Here is a 15677-nt window from a genome sequence, read left to right on the forward strand (position 1 = left end):
GTTTGCATGCTAGGCGATTGTCATGCCGAATTTGTTTCGGCATGACAAATTCTGCTATTTCTGAACTATCTCGCTGACAATTGTATTATTTACACATCTTGCAATTGGCCGGTAAAACAAAAACCCGCCATCAGGCGGGTTATATTTTGTTTAGGTGCTTACTTCTGTAAGTGACCCAATGATTATAATCTTTTAAAATCTTACAAATCTGCGGTTCCGGTTAGATGATATCCATTGCCTTTACAAAGAACAGGGTCACAAATGGAATAATCAGGGTAAGGTAAGGGCAATGACCGAAGATGGCGATGAGCAGGGCGGCGGTGGAAATGAAAAAGGCTATCCAGTATGCTCCTCTCGACTTCTTTTGTACTTCCATGGCGATGTTTGATTTGTGCGCAAAAATAGGGGTTGATTTTATACTTACACACAAAAAATAAACCATCCTGTGACAAACCATAGTTTCTTTTCTGAAGTTCCTTATTTTCGCTAAATGTGTGGTTAAGACACATACAACCCGGTTGCTGCCATGGTCGGATTTCATCGTACTTTATAGGCACTCAAAATAGATTTGAGCAGGTTTTTTATAAATATATTTTAGCAATCCGCCTCCGCAGACCCGCCGAAACCAGGAATCAACAGAAAAGAAAGAAGGAATGAAGATTGATTTTTACATCCGCTTCCGCACCCGTTATGGGCAAAAGCTGGCCATTGTAGGTAACCTGCCTCAACTGGGCGCCGGCAACAAGTCCACGGCTATGCCCATGCAGTTTTTAAATGAGGAGTGGTGGCATGCTACGGTGGAAGTGGATGAAGCCGAATACCGTTCGGTGCATTACCAATATATTTTTGCCGACGAGGTAAACGCAGAACAATTCGATGGGGAAGGGGAACGCATCCTTTCCTTAAAAAACTTTTCGGGCAACATTGCAGTTTACGACTACTGGTGCTTTTCGGGTTCCACCGAACTGGCCTTTTATACTGCGCCATTCCAGAATATATTCTTAACCCAGCACAAAGGTCCTAAGGTAAAAGAACCCAAAACCTTTACCCACCTGTTCCGCATTAAGGTGCCCCTGTTGAAAGCAGGCGAGGCGCCCTGCTTATTGGGAACGGTAGATGCCCTGTCCAGCTGGAACCAGGAAGCGCCCGTGTTAATGACCCGCAGTGGCGACTGGTGGGAAGCGAAAATCAACCTGACCGAAGAAGGCTCACCCATCGCGTACAAGTATGGCATCTACAACCACAAAGAATCGAGGTTTGTACGCTTTGAAGAAGGCGACAACCGACTCTTCTTTGTTGACCACCAGCCCGGCCGGCAGGTAGTGGTGCAGGATGGATTTATCCGGATGCCTGCCAACACCTGGAAAGGTGCGGGTGTTGCCATTCCTGTATTCAGCCTGCGGAGCAACAACAGTTTTGGCATCGGTGAGTTTACCGATATACGCCTCCTTGCCGACTGGGCCCACAAGGTTGGGTTGAAGGTGCTGCAACTGCTGCCCATCAACGATACCAATGCTACGTTTACGAAGAAAGATTCATACCCCTACGCGGCTATCTCCGCATTTGCCCTCCACCCCGTTTATATTAACCTGGCAAAAGTGGCCGGTAAGAAAAACAGTGCAGTGGTAAAAGCCCTCGCCAAAAAACAAAGGGCGCTCAACAGCCTGGAAGAAGTGGATTATGAATCGGTGATCCAGTTCAAGCTGAACGCCCTCCGCGAACTATACGATCTGGATGGTGGCGCCTTTAAGGAGGATAAAGAGTACCAGGCTTTTTTCGACAACAACCGGCATTGGCTGGTGCCCTACGCTGCTTTCTGCTACCTGCGTGATAAGTGGGGGACTGCCGACTTCAGCAAGTGGAAGTCGCATGCGGTATTTGTTGAAGCAGAAGTGGAAAAACTAACCAGTCCCAAGAGCCGCAACTACAAGCAGGTTGCCTTTTGGTATTTTGTACAATACCACCTGCACCTGCAGTTGCTGGAGGCCGTTCAGTATACGCATAAAAAAGGTGTCGCCGTAAAAGGTGATATTCCCATTGGTATTTACCGCTACGGAGCCGACGCGTGGACCGCTCCCGGGTTGTATAATATGGATCAGCAGGCCGGTGCGCCACCAGATGATTTCGCGGTGAGTGGACAGAACTGGGGTTTCCCTACCTATAACTGGAAGCGGATGCAGGAAGACGGCTTTGCTTGGTGGCGCCAGCGCTTTCACCAGATGAGCTATTATTTCGACGCCTTCCGCATCGATCATATTCTCGGTTTCTTCCGCATCTGGAGCATTCCTACCCATGCGGTAGAAGGCATCCTTGGGGTGTTTGTTCCCGCCCTGCCCATACATGTAAACGAGTTTGGAGAAAAAGGGATTTGGTTCGATTACGACCGCTTTTGCAAACCCTTTATTTCCAACGAGGTGCTGGGTGAACTTTTTGGTTACCACGCCGACTATGTGCGCCAGCATTTTCTTTACCAGGATGAAAAAGGCCAGTACCACCTGCAGGAAGCTTTCGACACGCAGCGCAAGGTGGAAGCCCATTTTGCCCGCCTGCCCGAAACCAATGACAATGCAGCCTTACGGCAAGGATTATACACCCTGATTGCCAACGTGTTCCTGATAGAACACACCGGAGGCAACCAGCAGCAGTTTCATTTCCGCATTGCCATGGACCAAACCTTATCATTCCAGCACCTGGACGACCAGCGCAAGTGGAAGCTGAAAGAACTGTATTTCCATTATTTCTACCACCGTCAGGAAAGCATCTGGAAACAGGAAGCCCTGCAAAAACTGCCCGAATTGAAGGCTGCCACAAACATGCTGATCTGCGGCGAAGATCTGGGCATGGTGCCGCATTGCGTGCCGGAGATCATGCAGCAACTGGGTATGCTGAGCCTGGAAATCCAGCGGATGCCAAAAGATCCGAAAACGGAATTTTTCCATCCTAAAGACGCACCTTACCTGTCCGTGATTACGCCTTCTACCCACGATATGAGCACCATCCGTGGCTGGTGGCAGGAAAGCCGCGAAAAAACCCAACGTTTTTACAATGGTGTGTTGGAAGCATGGGGCACTGCACCTTTTTACTGCGAGCCCTGGGTAGCCCGGGCCATCATATTGCAGCACCTGTACGCACCCGCCATGTGGAGCATCTTCCAGTTGCAGGACCTGCTGGCTATGAGCGAGGACCTGCGCCGTGAAGACCCCGATGCGGAGCGGATCAACAACCCCGCCGACCCGGATCATTACTGGAACTACCGCATGCATATTCCGCTGGAAGACCTGTTGCAGGAAGATGCTTTCAACAGTGAACTTAAAGAATACGTGCACAATAGCGGGAGAGGGTAGGAGAAGTTTGGAGTTTGGAGTTGGGAGTTAAGGCGATTAGGTTTGATTGGAATTATGGAATTGAGAAAGCCGCCAGAAGCAATTAGCTACTCTTGGTTTTATTTCGAAGTAATTCAAAATAAGAACGCTACTATAAACAATGCAAAGAGCCAGGATCCCAATCCTGGCTCTTTTTGCACCTACCTTTGCCGCAACTTTTTTGTGCATGCAAGTCCAGTTTAAAGCTTACGATCTGCCCTTCAAGCATCCGTTCACTATATCCAAAGGCACCAAAACACACCAGCCTACGCTTATTGTTTCGCTCAGCCATTTGGGCCGTACCGGTGTGGGGGAAGCGCCTGCCATCAGCTATTACAACATCACCACCGAAAGGATGGTGAAGGAGCTGACCATCAAAAAACAGTTTGTCGAAAAATTTGCGTTTACCGAGCCGGAGCGCTACTGGCACTACCTGCACCACCTGATGCCTGCCAATCCTTTCCTGGTGTGTGCACTGGATATCGCCGGCTGGGACCTGTATGGCAAAATGAAAGGCAAACCGTTAGGCGCATTGTTTCAGTTGCCGGTTGTAAACCCGCAGCCTCTTACTTCTTTTACTATTGGTATGGATACCCCTGAGCAAATGGTGGCGAAAATGCAGGAGCTGCCCTGGCCCGTGTACAAAGTAAAACTGGGTACAGCGCAGGATATTGAAATAATAGAAGCCTTACGCAAACACACCCAATCCATCATCAGGGTTGATGCCAATGCCGCCTGGCAAAAGGACGAAGCATTGGATAAAATAACTGCCCTTAAAGAGCTGGGCGTAGAACTGGTAGAACAGCCCCTTGCTAAAGACGACTGGGAGGGTATGGAATGGCTGGCCGGGCGTTCGCCGCTTCCGCTGGTTGCCGATGAAGCTTGTGTAGACGAAAAAGATGTAGCCCGGTGCAAGGATTTTTTTCATGGTATCAATATCAAGCTCACCAAGTGCAGCGGCATTACGCCGGCAATCCGTATGATGGGAGAAGCCCGAAGCCTTGGGTTAAAAGTAATGCTGGGTTGTATGAATGAAAGCTCTATTGGCTCTGCAGCCCTTGCGCATATGGCGCCCCTTGCCGACTGGCTGGATGCCGACGGACCCTTGCTGCTGCAGCAGGACGTTGGCAGCGGTCTGCAGTACGATTTTGGCAAAATTATTTCTGCTGCCGAACCGGGCCTAGGAGTTCAGTGGGTAGGTGCATAAAAGACATTTATTGCTTTTCCAGAATGCCTTTGCCTGACAGGAACAGGCCCCTAACTTTTTACACCTTCATTTGTTTATCCTTCAGTACAAATCATTGATACAAAATAGGGTTAAGAACCTCCAGCACTTCTGAACGAAGTACGGAGGTCTTTACCTTTGCCCTTGAATATTATGGCATACAAAAATCAAAAGGAATTCATCGACGCCCTGGAAAGGGCAGGGGAGTTGGTACGCATTAAATCCTTTGTGGACCCCAAACTGGAGATCGCCGAAATTACAGACCGGGTATCGAAAATGCCGGGCGGTGGCAAGGCCCTGCTGTTTGAAAATACCGGCTACAACTTTCCCGTGCTGATGAATGCTTATGGCTCGGACAAGCGGGTGTGCATGGCGCTGGGCGTAAACCACCTGGATGACGTGGCGCACGAAATAGAAGGCTTGTTCCACATGCTTTCCGCACCCAAGGAAAGCATCCTCGATAAATTGAAAGTGCTGCCTGAGTTGGGCAAGTTCGCTTCCTGGATGCCCAAGGTGCGCAGTGGCCGCGGCGACTGCCAGCAGGTGGTGTTACAAGGCGAAGCTGCCAATATCACCAAGCTGCCGGTTATCACCTGCTGGCCTAAGGACGGCGGTCCCTTTGTTACCCTGCCCGTAATTCATACCAAGGATCCCAACAACGGCGCCCGAAACGTGGGTATGTACCGCATGCAGGTGTTTGGCCCCCATCTTACCGGTATGCACTGGCACAAACACAAAGTGTCGGCAAAGCATTTTTCCGAATATAAAAAGTTGGGCAAGAAAATGCCGGTGGCGGTAGCCCTTGGTGGCGACCCCGCCTATGCATATTCCGCAACGGCGCCCCTGCCCGAAAACGTGGATGAATACATGCTCGCCGGTTTTCTGCGCAAGAAAAAGGTGGAACTGGTAAAATGCATTACCCAGCCCGATATTGAAGTGCCTGCCGATGCCGACTTCATCATTGAAGGCTATGTTGATCCAGAAGAAGAACTGATCTGGGAAGGTCCTTTTGGCGACCATACAGGTTATTATTCCCTGCCCGACTGGTACCCCCGTTTTCACATTACCGCCATCACGCACCGTAAAGATGCCGTTTACCCGGCTACTATCGTGGGCATTCCGCCACAAGAGGACGCCTGGCTGATCAAGGCCTCCGAGCGCATCTTCCTGGCACCCATGAAAATGACCATGGTGCCCGAAATAGTAGACATGGACATGCCGGTAGAAGGCGTGGCCCACAACCTGGTGATTGCGCAAATTGACAAGAGCTATGCCGGACAGGGGCAAAAAGTGATGAACGCCATGTGGGGGGCCGGCCAGATGATGTTCAACAAGATGCTGGTGATTGCCGACAAGGGTGTTAAGATACAGGACTACGAGGGGCTGGCTAAATATGTGTTTCGCAACCTGAATCCTGCCACCGATATCGCATTTGCACAGGGCCCGATGGACGTGCTGGACCACAGCTGCAGCAAACTGGGCTTTGGCGGCAAAATGTGTTTGGATGGCACCCGCAAATTTGAAGAAGAGTCCAGCGACGACCAGATGGTGACAAGCGGCAGTCCTGCCTCCATGGACTTCCTGTCGCAATACCCCGAAATACACAGTTACAACGCATCGCTTTTACCCAACGAAATCCCGGTGCTGATTGTGGCCATGGAGAAAAACAGGGTAGGGCATTTCCGCCAGTTGCACGACCAGATCTGTAGCCATTCAGAAGCCGAAGGCATCAAGTTGATCCTGTACGTGGAGCACACCGTTGATCCGCAGGACCTGGGTGTGGCGCTCTGGCGTTTTTGCAACAACAACGACCCGCGCCGCGACTACCACCTGGTGCAGCGCCCATCGCATACACAGGCGGGCAAGACCTTTGCTTGTATGGGACTGGACGGCACCCGTAAAACAAAAGAGTTCGACAATTTCCAACGCGACTGGCCCAATATCATCGTAGCCGATGAGGCTACCATTGCATCGGTTGATGCTAAATGGGATAAGTTGGAATTGGGTGCTTTCCAGCCATCGCCTTCACTTAAGTTCAAACACCAGATGTATGGTGAAGAAGCGGTGGTAGGATAAATAAAGTTTCACCTCTTATGCAGAAAGTCAAAATTCAATCGGTAGTTTCCCATGCAGCACCTGTTGATTTTTGGCTTTCTTTTTTTTACAAACTTCATCTATGAAAAAGATCCTTGCGGCACTGACCCTCCTGCTTTGTTTTTCGGGCTTTGCCCAAAATAAAAATGATAAAACCCTGCTGTGGCGCATTTCCGGCAATGGCCTGCAGGCGCCTTCCTATATTTTTGGCACCATCCACATGATCTGTGCAGACGATATCCAGCTTAGCGATAGCCTCACCCGTGCTATCGGGAACGCTGATGGTGTGTACCTGGAACTGGATATGGACAATATGTTTGAGATGATGGGTGCGGTGCGCAAAATGAAAATGCGGGGTGATACCACCTTATCCGACCTGTTGGCTCCGGCTGACTACGAACTGGTGAAAACCTTTTTTAAAAACAAAGGCGGCATGTTGCCTTTCAGCATGCTGGAAACCATGAAGCCCATGCTGGCTGCTTCTACCCTGATGGAAGCGTCTGCCGATTGCGACAATGCGCAGGCCATGGAGCAACTGGTGATGAAGGAAGCCAAACGCAATGGCAAAGGTATTAAGGGCCTGGAAACGATGGGGTACCAGTTGAGCATATTCGACTCCATTCCATATAAGCTGCAGGCCGAGCAACTGGCTGCTTTCATAAAAACGCATGGAAGCGCAGAAGACAGCAAGAAGGAAATGGCCGAACTGGAGCAGGCTTACCGCAGCCAGGACCTGGCAAAAATGGAGCAACTCACCCTGGAGGAAGACATGGGCATTGCCAGGTTTACCGACCTGCTGTTGTACAACCGCAACCAAAACTGGGCGGTAAAGATGAAAGAGATTATGCCCGGGAAATCACTGGTGTTTGCAGTGGGCGCCGGCCACCTGCCCGGGGATAAAGGAGTATTGAACCTGCTGCGCAAGCTGGGTTATAAGGTAGAACCGGTGGCCAATAAAATGGATAAAAGAAAGACAGCAGAACTGTAGGGATTTTGGATGTACGATTTTTGATTTCGGTAGTTTCCTTTGAAATTTTATTGCATATTATAAGCCCACTGTTTAAACCGTGGGATTTGAAAGAACAAGCATTTCCTTAAAACCGTTTCAACGGTTTTACAAAAAGCCAGCACAGGAAATTCTTCAAATCCTTTTTATTTTATAATAGAAGAGCCGGAAAATTGTTGCCAGCAATGGCGCCAATTTTCCGGCTCTTTATAATCAGGTTTGTGAATTAGAACTGCTCGAGGCCAGAGAAGAAGAAAGAACCTTCAATCTGGGCGTTCTCGTCGCTGTCGGAACCATGTACGGCATTCTCACCTACAGAGGTTGCAAACATCTTGCGGATGGTACCTTCTTCAGCCTGGGCGGGGTTGGTAGCGCCAATAAGGGTGCGGAAGTCTGCAACTGCATTTTCTTTTTCCAAAATGGCTGCGATGATTACGCCGCTGCTCATAAAGGAAACCAGCTCACCGTAGAAGGGACGCTCTTTGTGTACTTCGTAGAAAGCACCGGCTTTCTCTTCGCTCAGCTTGGTTTGCTTCAGGGCTACCACGCGGAAGCCGGCCTTGATGATTTTATCCAAAATAGCACCGGCATGGCCATTACGCATTGCATCGGGCTTGATCATGGTGAATGTTCTGTTGCTCATAACTGTGTTGTTGGGGCGCAAAGATAGCGGGAAGACAGGAAAGACGGAAAAGACAGTAAAGACGGAAGTCGGCAAAGTCCGGAAAGACGGTAAAAGCAGTAGAACAGGGAGCCCCTTTTAAAGCCAACATATCCTGTTGCCTCTAGGTTTAAATATAGTCCAAACAGGTAAATTCTTTCCTTACTTGTCCGACTTCCCTGACTTCCCACTTTCGCTCCCCTCTTTCCCGTCTCTCCGGTCTTTCCGGTCTTTTCCTTAGGTTTGCCAACTCTTTATGCAGCCGATCCACGAATTATATCCGCTTTTGACCACTGCACCCAAAAAGGTGGTGGTAACCATGCATCAGAAACCCGATGCCGATGCCATGGGGTCTACCTTGGGTTTGTACCACTTCCTGATTCAATTGGGACATGATGTGCAGGTAATTTCGCCTACCAACTGGGCTCGTTGGGTGGACTGGATGCCAGGAGTTGCAAACGTATTGGACTACGAACTCCACCGCTCGCAAGCGGACGAACTGATTGCCGCAGCCGAATGGATCTTCTGTCTCGACTTCAACCATTTCGGCCGTACCAAGGCTATGGCCGGTGCCCTGAAAGAAGCAAAAGCCGTTAAAGTGCTGATTGATCACCACGAGCAGCCAGATGAAGCCTCTTTCAATTATGGTATTTCCACGCCGGGTAAAAGCTCTACCTGCGAAATGGTTTACGACCTGATTGTTAATGCTGGGTTCCGGGATAAGATCAACAAATCGGTGGCTGAATGCCTGTACGCAGGGGTTGTGGCCGATACCGGTTCCTTCCGTTTTTCCTCCACCGGCGCCAGTGTGCACCACATGGTGGGCTACCTCAAGGAGCAGGGTCTGGAGCATGCCCGGGTACACGAGCAGTTGTTTGACAACTACCTGGAAAACCGCCTCCGCTTCCTGGGGCATGTGCTCACCAACCGTATGGAAGTGCTGTACGAGCTGAATACCGCCCTGGTGTATATTACCCGCAACGACCTGTACAAGTACGACATCAAGACCGGCGACACAGAGGGTATTGTTAACTACCCGTTATCCATTCAGGGCATCAAACTGGTGGGTTTTATTGTTGACCGTGACGAGGTGCGCAAATGGAGCTTCCGGAGCAAGGGCAATTTCGATTGTAACAGTTTTGCCCGTAAATACTTTAATGGTGGCGGCCACTTCAACGCGGCCGGCGGCAGCGACCATGATAGCCTGGAGCGCTCGGTGCAGGCGTTCAAAAAAGCCTTACTTGAAAACAAAGACCTTTTACAATAAACAAACACACAAATGCGATTTTCCAGCCAGCTATTCAGCGTTGTAGCAATTGGGCTTGCCGTATCGGCCTGTAACAGCGTAGACTACAAAAAAACCAAAGGCGGTATGCCCTACCAGCTTTTTTCTTCCGAAAAAGGCGATAGCGTGAAGCCCGGCAGCATCATCAAAATTGCTTTTAATCAGAAGATTAAAGACAGCACCATGTATCCTCCGGCAGGCCAGCCTGCCACACCGGTATATTTCCAGGTAACTCCCGATAGTCAACCGTATGATATTTCGGAAGTGCTCACCCATTTGAAGGAAGGCGATAGCGTTTATGCCGTTCAATTGATCGACACCTTTATGGCCCGTATTGCCAAAAATCCCCAGTCGCAGCCCCTGCCTCCGCAGTTTAAAAAAGGCGACAAAATCGTTACTACCCTGAAGGTGATGAAAGTATTCCAGTCGCCCCAGGAAGCCCAGGCCGATGAAGCCCAGGAGCGCATGAATGCATTTAAAAACGATAACAAAATACAGCAGCAGCTGACTGCCGACCAGAAGAAGATCCAGGACTACCTGACACAGAACGGCATCCAGGCCCAGAAAGTTGGCCTGGGTACTTTTGTACAGGTGCTGACGCCCGGTGCTGAGCCAAAAGTTACCGATGGCAAATATGTAAGCCTGAAGTACAAAGGGCAGACCTTTGCCGGTACCGTTTTCGATACCAATATGGACAATAGCTTCAACCACACCGATCCCCTTGGTTTTGTGGTTGGCGGCAGCCCCATGATCAAAGGTTTTGAAGAAGGCATCAAGGGTTTGGGTAAAGGCGCCAAAGCACGCCTGTACATTCCTTCGCCCCTGGCTTATGGTGCCCAAAGCCCTTCACCCGATATCAAGGCCAACGAAAACCTGATCTTCGATATCGAAGTGCTGGACGTAACCAACCAGGCACCAACGGCTAATATGCAGCCCTCACCGAATAATGGCGGTGCTGGTCGATAAGACTTCAGTACATATTGGATAATTTTTCACTTTTACGGCTCATCCTACGATGAGCCGTTTCTTTTAGCCCGTTTTTATCCAATAATCTATGTGATTCCTGTTCCCTTTTACAACCATTGCCCACGAGGGCACCACCACTACCTATCCAACCCTATGAAAGACCGCAACCATCCATTATAGGTTTCAGTCGAATGAAAACAAAAACGCACCCCACCAGGTGCGTTTCGTTTTAATAGTTAGATCGATGATGTTTGTACAGATAGCGAAGGAAAGACCACGGACTACGGACGACAGACAACAACAGAACGCTATAGATTTTTTACAATAACACAAAAGCTAAGTATAAATGCTTTATTGGAATCCGTGGTCCGTCCACCGTGGTCTGATGTCCATCGACCCACTTCCCTCGTCCATAAACCATGGCCTGCCCTTCGTCTCTCTATCCCTTTAAACAAGCCATCAGTCTGATCGCCTCCATGGCTTCCTTTACGTCATGCACCCGGAGCATATGAGCACCTTTCATCAGGCTAATGGTATGCAGTACGGTGCTGCCATTCAATGCCGCATCGGCAGTGATGCCGAGGGTGCGGTGTACCATGCCTTTCCGGGAAATGCCAATCAGCAGCGGTTTGTCCAGGTGCTGGAAATATTCGATGCCATTCAGCAGGTCGAAATTATGGCGCTGTGTTTTGCCAAAACCAAAGCCCGGGTCTACGATGATGTCTTTAATGCCCAGGTCTTGTAATGCCTTGAGCTTAAAATTGAGGAAATCAAAAACATCCAGCACCACATCGTTGTACTGCGGATTTTGCTGCATCGTTTGCGGATCGCCCTGCATGTGCATCAACACATAGGGCACGTCTAAAGAGGCGACCGTGGCAAACATTTCCGGGTCGATGTTGCCAGCGCTCACATCATTGATGATGGAAGCGCCTGCTGCCACAGCTTCGCGGGCCACGGAAGCGTAAAAAGTATCTGCCGAAATAACAGCGTCCGGAAAACGGCGGTGTACGGCATCAATGGCGGGCAAAACCCTGGAAGCTTCCACATCCGGCGACACCCTTTCCGCTTTAGGCCTGGTGCTTTGTCCGCCCATGTCCAAAATGGTTGCGCCCTGCTCCAACATGGCTTCTGCACGTTGTAAAACCGCATCGATGGTGCTGGCCCTTGAATCGCTGAAAAAGGAATCAGGCGTGGTATTAAGGATGCCCATGATCAGGGGCTGGTGGAAGGAGAGGAGCCGGCCTTTGCAGTTGATGCTATGCATGGGGTGGATTTGCTACTTTTGGCGGCCAAATTACACTACTTAATTTTAGCGGATGCAAACAGACCAGCAGCGTACCGATGTACAATATGATGCCGTGATCCGCGGTTGCGTGGATATTTTTTCGAAGAAGACCATTGATTATGGTACTGCCTGGCGGGTACTGCGCCCAATTTCGATAACCGACCAGATCTACATCAAGGCACAGCGCATCCGTACAATTCAGGAGAAAGGCACCCAGCGGGTACTGGACGACCTGGAAGGCGAATTTATTGGCATCATCAACTATGCAGTGATCGGTTTGATCCAGTTGCTATTGCCTGCCGATGCACCCGAAGACCTGGAAGCGGATTACACCATACAGTTGTACAGCCAGCAGGTGGCACAAGCCAAAAAGCTGATGCACGACAAAAACCACGACTATGGTGAAGCCTGGCGCAGCATGTCGCAGGAAAGCTTCGTGGACCTGATCCTGATGAAGCTGCACCGCATGCGGCAGATCATTGCCAATGGCGGGCAGACCCTGATCTCGGAAGGACTGGATGCAAATTATTACGACATCATCAACTATGCTGTTTTTGCAACTATATTGAGGCACGAGCAAAAACAATAAGCACCCATGCGCCCCATCATTACAGCAGCCAGGATCTTTGTCGGTGTCCTTTTCATCATCTCCGGATTGGTAAAAGCCAACGATCCGCTGGGGCTCAGCTACAAAATGCAGGAGTTTTTCGAGGTATGGAACAGCGACCTGGCAGCCTCCGGATTTTTTGCCAAAGGCCTGCTGATCTCCCTGTTCAACTGGTTGCATGGGTATTCGCTTGCGCTCTCCATCCTGGTGATCACCCTGGAAATACTTGCCGGCGTTGCCCTGCTGATGGGCTGGGCACGCAACGCGGTATTGCGCCTGCTGTTGGTACTGATCATCTTTTTTACTTTCCTGACTGGCTATGCGCTTTGGTCGGGTAAGTTTAAGAACTGCGGCTGTTTTGGCGACTGCCTGCCCATAACACCGGGTACCTCTTTTGGTAAAGACATCGTACTGCTGGTGCTCATCCTCGCACTTTGGTGGGGACGTAAATACATCAACCCTGTAGCGAGTGCTACAGCCAGGAAGGCCGTGCTTGCCGGTGCCCTTGTATTTACTTTGGGTATGCAGTGGTATGTACTCAACTACCTGCCATTTGCCGATTGCCTGCCCTATAAAGTAGGCAATAACATCAACCAGCAAATGCAATTGCCTGCCGGTGCCCGTCCGGATTCTTTTGCCATCCAGTTTGTATATGAAAAGGGCGGCAAAAAATATGAGTTCCCTGTGGAAGCCCTGCCCGCTGACCTGGAAACCTATACCTATGTGGACCGTGTAGATAAGCTGGTGCGCAAGGGCAATGCAGAGCCGCCCATAAAGGGTTTTGCACTCACAGGCATTTCGGGTGCCGATAGCACCCAGGCCATCCTGCAATTGCCAAAGGTATTGCTGGTCTTATCCGAAAACCTGAATAAGGCCAATAATGGCTGGTTTGAGGAATTGAAAGCTTTACACCACCAGGCATCCCAGCAAAAAATTCCCCTGATGGTGATTACGGCAGCCTCGCTCACCAATACCCGCAGCTTATTGGATAGCCAGGGTTTTGCCAATATCCCACTGTTCTCTTTGGATTTTACGGCCATCCGCACTGCGGCACGCACCATGCCCACGGTTTTGTACCTGGAGCAAGGCACTATCAAAGGCAAATACAGCTATCGTCAAATGGAACAGGCCATCTTAAAACAATAAGCTTTTACCATGCTAGCCTACTTGTTGCGCCGCTTGTTGTACGGAGTGCTGGTGATGGCCGGTGTGGTGGTACTGGTATTTGTGCTGTTTCAGGGCTTTGGCGACCCCACGAGGCTTGTGATGGGACAGGGCGGTGATGCGGCCACCCAGGCAGCCATCCGGAAAGAATTGAATCTCGACCAGCCCAAATGGAAGCAATTGGTTTTTTACATCAATGATATTGCTCCCATCAGTGTGCACCAAGCGGCTGCAATCGATCAAAACAACTACCAGGGCATTTTTATCGGCGGCAGCTACAAGGTTGGCATAAAGCTCCCATACCTGCGTACCTCGTACCAATCCAGGAAACCAGTCACCACTATTTTACTGGAAGCTTTTCCCGGTACGCTGATGCTGGCTGTTGCAGCCATGCTACTGGCCGTTGCCCTAGGCATACCACTGGGTGTGCTTGCCGCCTTGAAAAAAGGAAGCTGGCTCGATACTACGGCACTTACCACCTCCATCGTTGGTATTTCGGCGCCTTCCTTTTTTATGGGGATTGTTGTAGCCTACCTATTTGGCTTTGTATGGAGCCAGTATACGGGGCTGCACCTTACCGGCAGCTGGTACGACATTGACCTGCAATCCGGCGAGAAGCGACTTACCCTGCAAAACCTGGTTTTACCCGCTTTTACACTGGGCATCAGGCCACTTTCCATCATTACCCAACTCACCCGTAGTGCCCTGCTGGATGTGCTGCAACAGGATTTTATCCGAACCGCATACGCCAAAGGACTAAGCCGCCAGCAGGTTGTGTGGCGGCATGGCGTACGTAATGCACTCAACCCCGTACTTACCGCTGTTACCGGCTGGTTTGCCGAACTTCTTTCCGGCGCTTTTTTTATCGAATACATTTTCGGTTGGCAGGGCATTGGAAAAGTGACCGTAGATGCTTTGGAGCAACTGGATTTCCCGGTTGTGATGGGCTCTGTTTTATTTACCGCAGCTTTTTTTGTTGCCATCAGCATCCTTGCCGACCTGCTGTATGCCTGGCTCGATCCGAGGGTGCAGGTGCACTAAAGGACATTCGAGGTTTGTAAGGGCAGACCCTGTTTCTGGTATATAAAAATGTGTTTATGCGTTTTAGGAAATGCCCTAACTTTATAAGGCACCCACTATACGCTTGCTCACTAAAAACATTTTTATGGAAAGCCTCTCCAACATCTTGGACCGCAAATACCCGCAGTTCAACACAGTAACACCCCAGCATTCTTTACGCGATGCGCTTTATCAGATGTGTTGCGAAAACCTGGAATACCTGGTTGTGCTGGAGGGAAATGATTTTATCGGCCTTTTATCCGAACAGGATGTAACCCATAAACTGTTTGCGGGCAACAAGCCCATCGACGAGCTCGCCGTAAGTGATATCATGAACTGTTCGCTTCCGGTGGCAGAATCAAAAGACACGATAGAGTGGGCCATGCAGGTGTTGAGCCAATACAATAGCCGCTACCTGGCAATTTTCGACCAGTTTGAATTTAAAGGAATCGTGTCGGAGAAGGACCTGATGAAGCAAACCCTGAACAACCGCAACAGGCTTGCCATGGAGTCGTTGGCAGAAGAAAGTTTTAATAAGTCCTATTGAATAACTACTTCCTGGATCTCGTTTGATTTCAAAGCTTCGTTTACACGGAGCTTTATTGTTTCTTTCTGGTACTTCAATTCCTGTTTGAGAGGGGCCACATCGGTGGTGATGTAGAGCGTGCGGTGTACGATCTTGATGCTCTTGGTGTACTTCGAAATGGTCTTACCCATCAACTGCTCCCAAATGGCTTCAATTTGAAAAGCCTGCATATCACCTTTGAGCCGGCTGGCCTGTAAAAACTTATGCAGGGCATCGCCCATTGAATACTGACCCATGCAACAAAAGTAGGAATAAAGGACTAGGAGTTGGGAAGTTTCCAACCCGTTGATCATGAAAAACAGAGCTGGTAATTGAGCAATATTCCGCAATGGCTTGAGTATAATGCGCTACCTGGCACCATCTTAATTTTAAAT

General features: G+C 49.8%; 14 protein-coding genes. 10 read left to right on the forward strand and 4 right to left on the reverse strand.

All coding sequences use genetic code 11. The features are described 5' to 3' along the window. Positions 1–220: 220 nt before the first annotated feature. Complete coding sequence (locus tag BUE76_RS24655; RefSeq protein WP_173702661.1) at positions 221–376, reverse strand: hypothetical protein; 156 nt, start codon at positions 374–376, stop codon at positions 221–223. A gap of 277 nt (positions 377–653) precedes the next feature. On the opposite strand from BUE76_RS24655, the gene BUE76_RS13025 reads away from it, so the two are divergent. From BUE76_RS13025 to BUE76_RS13040, 4 genes are all read left to right on the forward strand, one after another. After that, on the forward strand, positions 654–3344 hold the full coding sequence (locus BUE76_RS13025) for a 4-alpha-glucanotransferase (protein WP_073039756.1): 2691 nt from the start codon (positions 654–656) through the stop codon (positions 3342–3344). A 205-nt stretch (positions 3345–3549) separates the two neighbouring features. Further along, the gene (locus tag BUE76_RS13030) at positions 3550–4569 is read left to right on the forward strand and encodes a dipeptide epimerase (protein ID WP_073040299.1); all 1020 of its coding nucleotides are present in this window, start codon (positions 3550–3552) and stop codon (positions 4567–4569) included. A 171-nt stretch (positions 4570–4740) separates the two neighbouring features. Continuing rightward, positions 4741–6663: a menaquinone biosynthesis decarboxylase gene (locus BUE76_RS13035; protein ID WP_073039755.1), complete on the forward strand. Its 1923-nt coding sequence runs from the start codon at positions 4741–4743 to the stop codon at positions 6661–6663. Positions 6664–6763: 100 nt separating this feature from the next. Then, positions 6764–7669, forward strand: coding sequence for a TraB/GumN family protein (locus BUE76_RS13040; protein ID WP_073039753.1), 906 nt, complete (start codon positions 6764–6766; stop codon positions 7667–7669). A 244-nt stretch (positions 7670–7913) separates the two neighbouring features. Here BUE76_RS13040 and BUE76_RS13045 read toward each other — a convergent pair whose 3' ends face one another. Then, complete coding sequence (locus tag BUE76_RS13045) at positions 7914–8330, reverse strand: nucleoside-diphosphate kinase (RefSeq protein WP_073039751.1); 417 nt, start codon at positions 8328–8330, stop codon at positions 7914–7916. 274 nt (positions 8331–8604) lie between these two features. Here BUE76_RS13045 and BUE76_RS13050 point away from each other — a divergent pair, with 274 nt between their 5' ends. Together BUE76_RS13050 and BUE76_RS13055 are read left to right on the forward strand one after the other, a co-directional pair. Further along, positions 8605–9615, forward strand: a complete 1011-nt coding sequence (locus BUE76_RS13050) for a DHH family phosphoesterase (protein ID WP_073039748.1) — start codon at positions 8605–8607, stop codon at positions 9613–9615. Positions 9616–9627: 12 nt separating this feature from the next. Then, on the forward strand, positions 9628–10599 hold the full coding sequence (locus BUE76_RS13055) for an FKBP-type peptidyl-prolyl cis-trans isomerase (protein WP_073039746.1): 972 nt from the start codon (positions 9628–9630) through the stop codon (positions 10597–10599). Positions 10600–11038: 439 nt separating this feature from the next. Here BUE76_RS13055 and folP read toward each other — a convergent pair whose 3' ends face one another. After that, positions 11039–11866: a dihydropteroate synthase gene (gene folP, locus BUE76_RS13060; RefSeq protein WP_073039744.1), complete on the reverse strand. Its 828-nt coding sequence runs from the start codon at positions 11864–11866 to the stop codon at positions 11039–11041. A 52-nt stretch (positions 11867–11918) separates the two neighbouring features. Between folP and BUE76_RS13065 the strand changes: the two genes are divergently transcribed. The 4 genes from BUE76_RS13065 (at position 11919) to BUE76_RS13080 (ending at position 15264) form a co-directional block, all read left to right on the forward strand. After that, positions 11919–12476, forward strand: coding sequence for a DUF1599 domain-containing protein (locus BUE76_RS13065; RefSeq protein WP_073039742.1), 558 nt, complete (start codon positions 11919–11921; stop codon positions 12474–12476). Positions 12477–12482: 6 nt separating this feature from the next. Next, on the forward strand, positions 12483–13640 hold the full coding sequence (locus BUE76_RS13070; protein WP_073039740.1) for a BT_3928 family protein: 1158 nt from the start codon (positions 12483–12485) through the stop codon (positions 13638–13640). 9 nt (positions 13641–13649) lie between these two features. Further along, the gene (locus tag BUE76_RS13075) at positions 13650–14699 is read left to right on the forward strand and encodes an ABC transporter permease (RefSeq protein WP_073039738.1); all 1050 of its coding nucleotides are present in this window, start codon (positions 13650–13652) and stop codon (positions 14697–14699) included. Between the two features lie 124 nt (positions 14700–14823). Beyond that, entirely contained in the window at positions 14824–15264 is a 441-nt protein-coding gene (locus tag BUE76_RS13080; protein WP_073039736.1) for a CBS domain-containing protein, read from the forward strand. Here BUE76_RS13080 and BUE76_RS13085 read toward each other — a convergent pair. Continuing rightward, entirely contained in the window at positions 15258–15539 is a 282-nt protein-coding gene (locus tag BUE76_RS13085; protein WP_073039734.1) for a DUF721 domain-containing protein, read from the reverse strand. The genes BUE76_RS13080 and BUE76_RS13085 overlap by 7 nt on opposite strands. Between the last annotated feature and the right edge of the window lie 138 nt (positions 15540–15677).

The organism is Cnuella takakiae (assembly GCF_001953305.1).
GTDB classification, from domain to species: Bacteria; Bacteroidota; Bacteroidia; order Chitinophagales; family Chitinophagaceae; genus Flavisolibacter; species Flavisolibacter takakiae.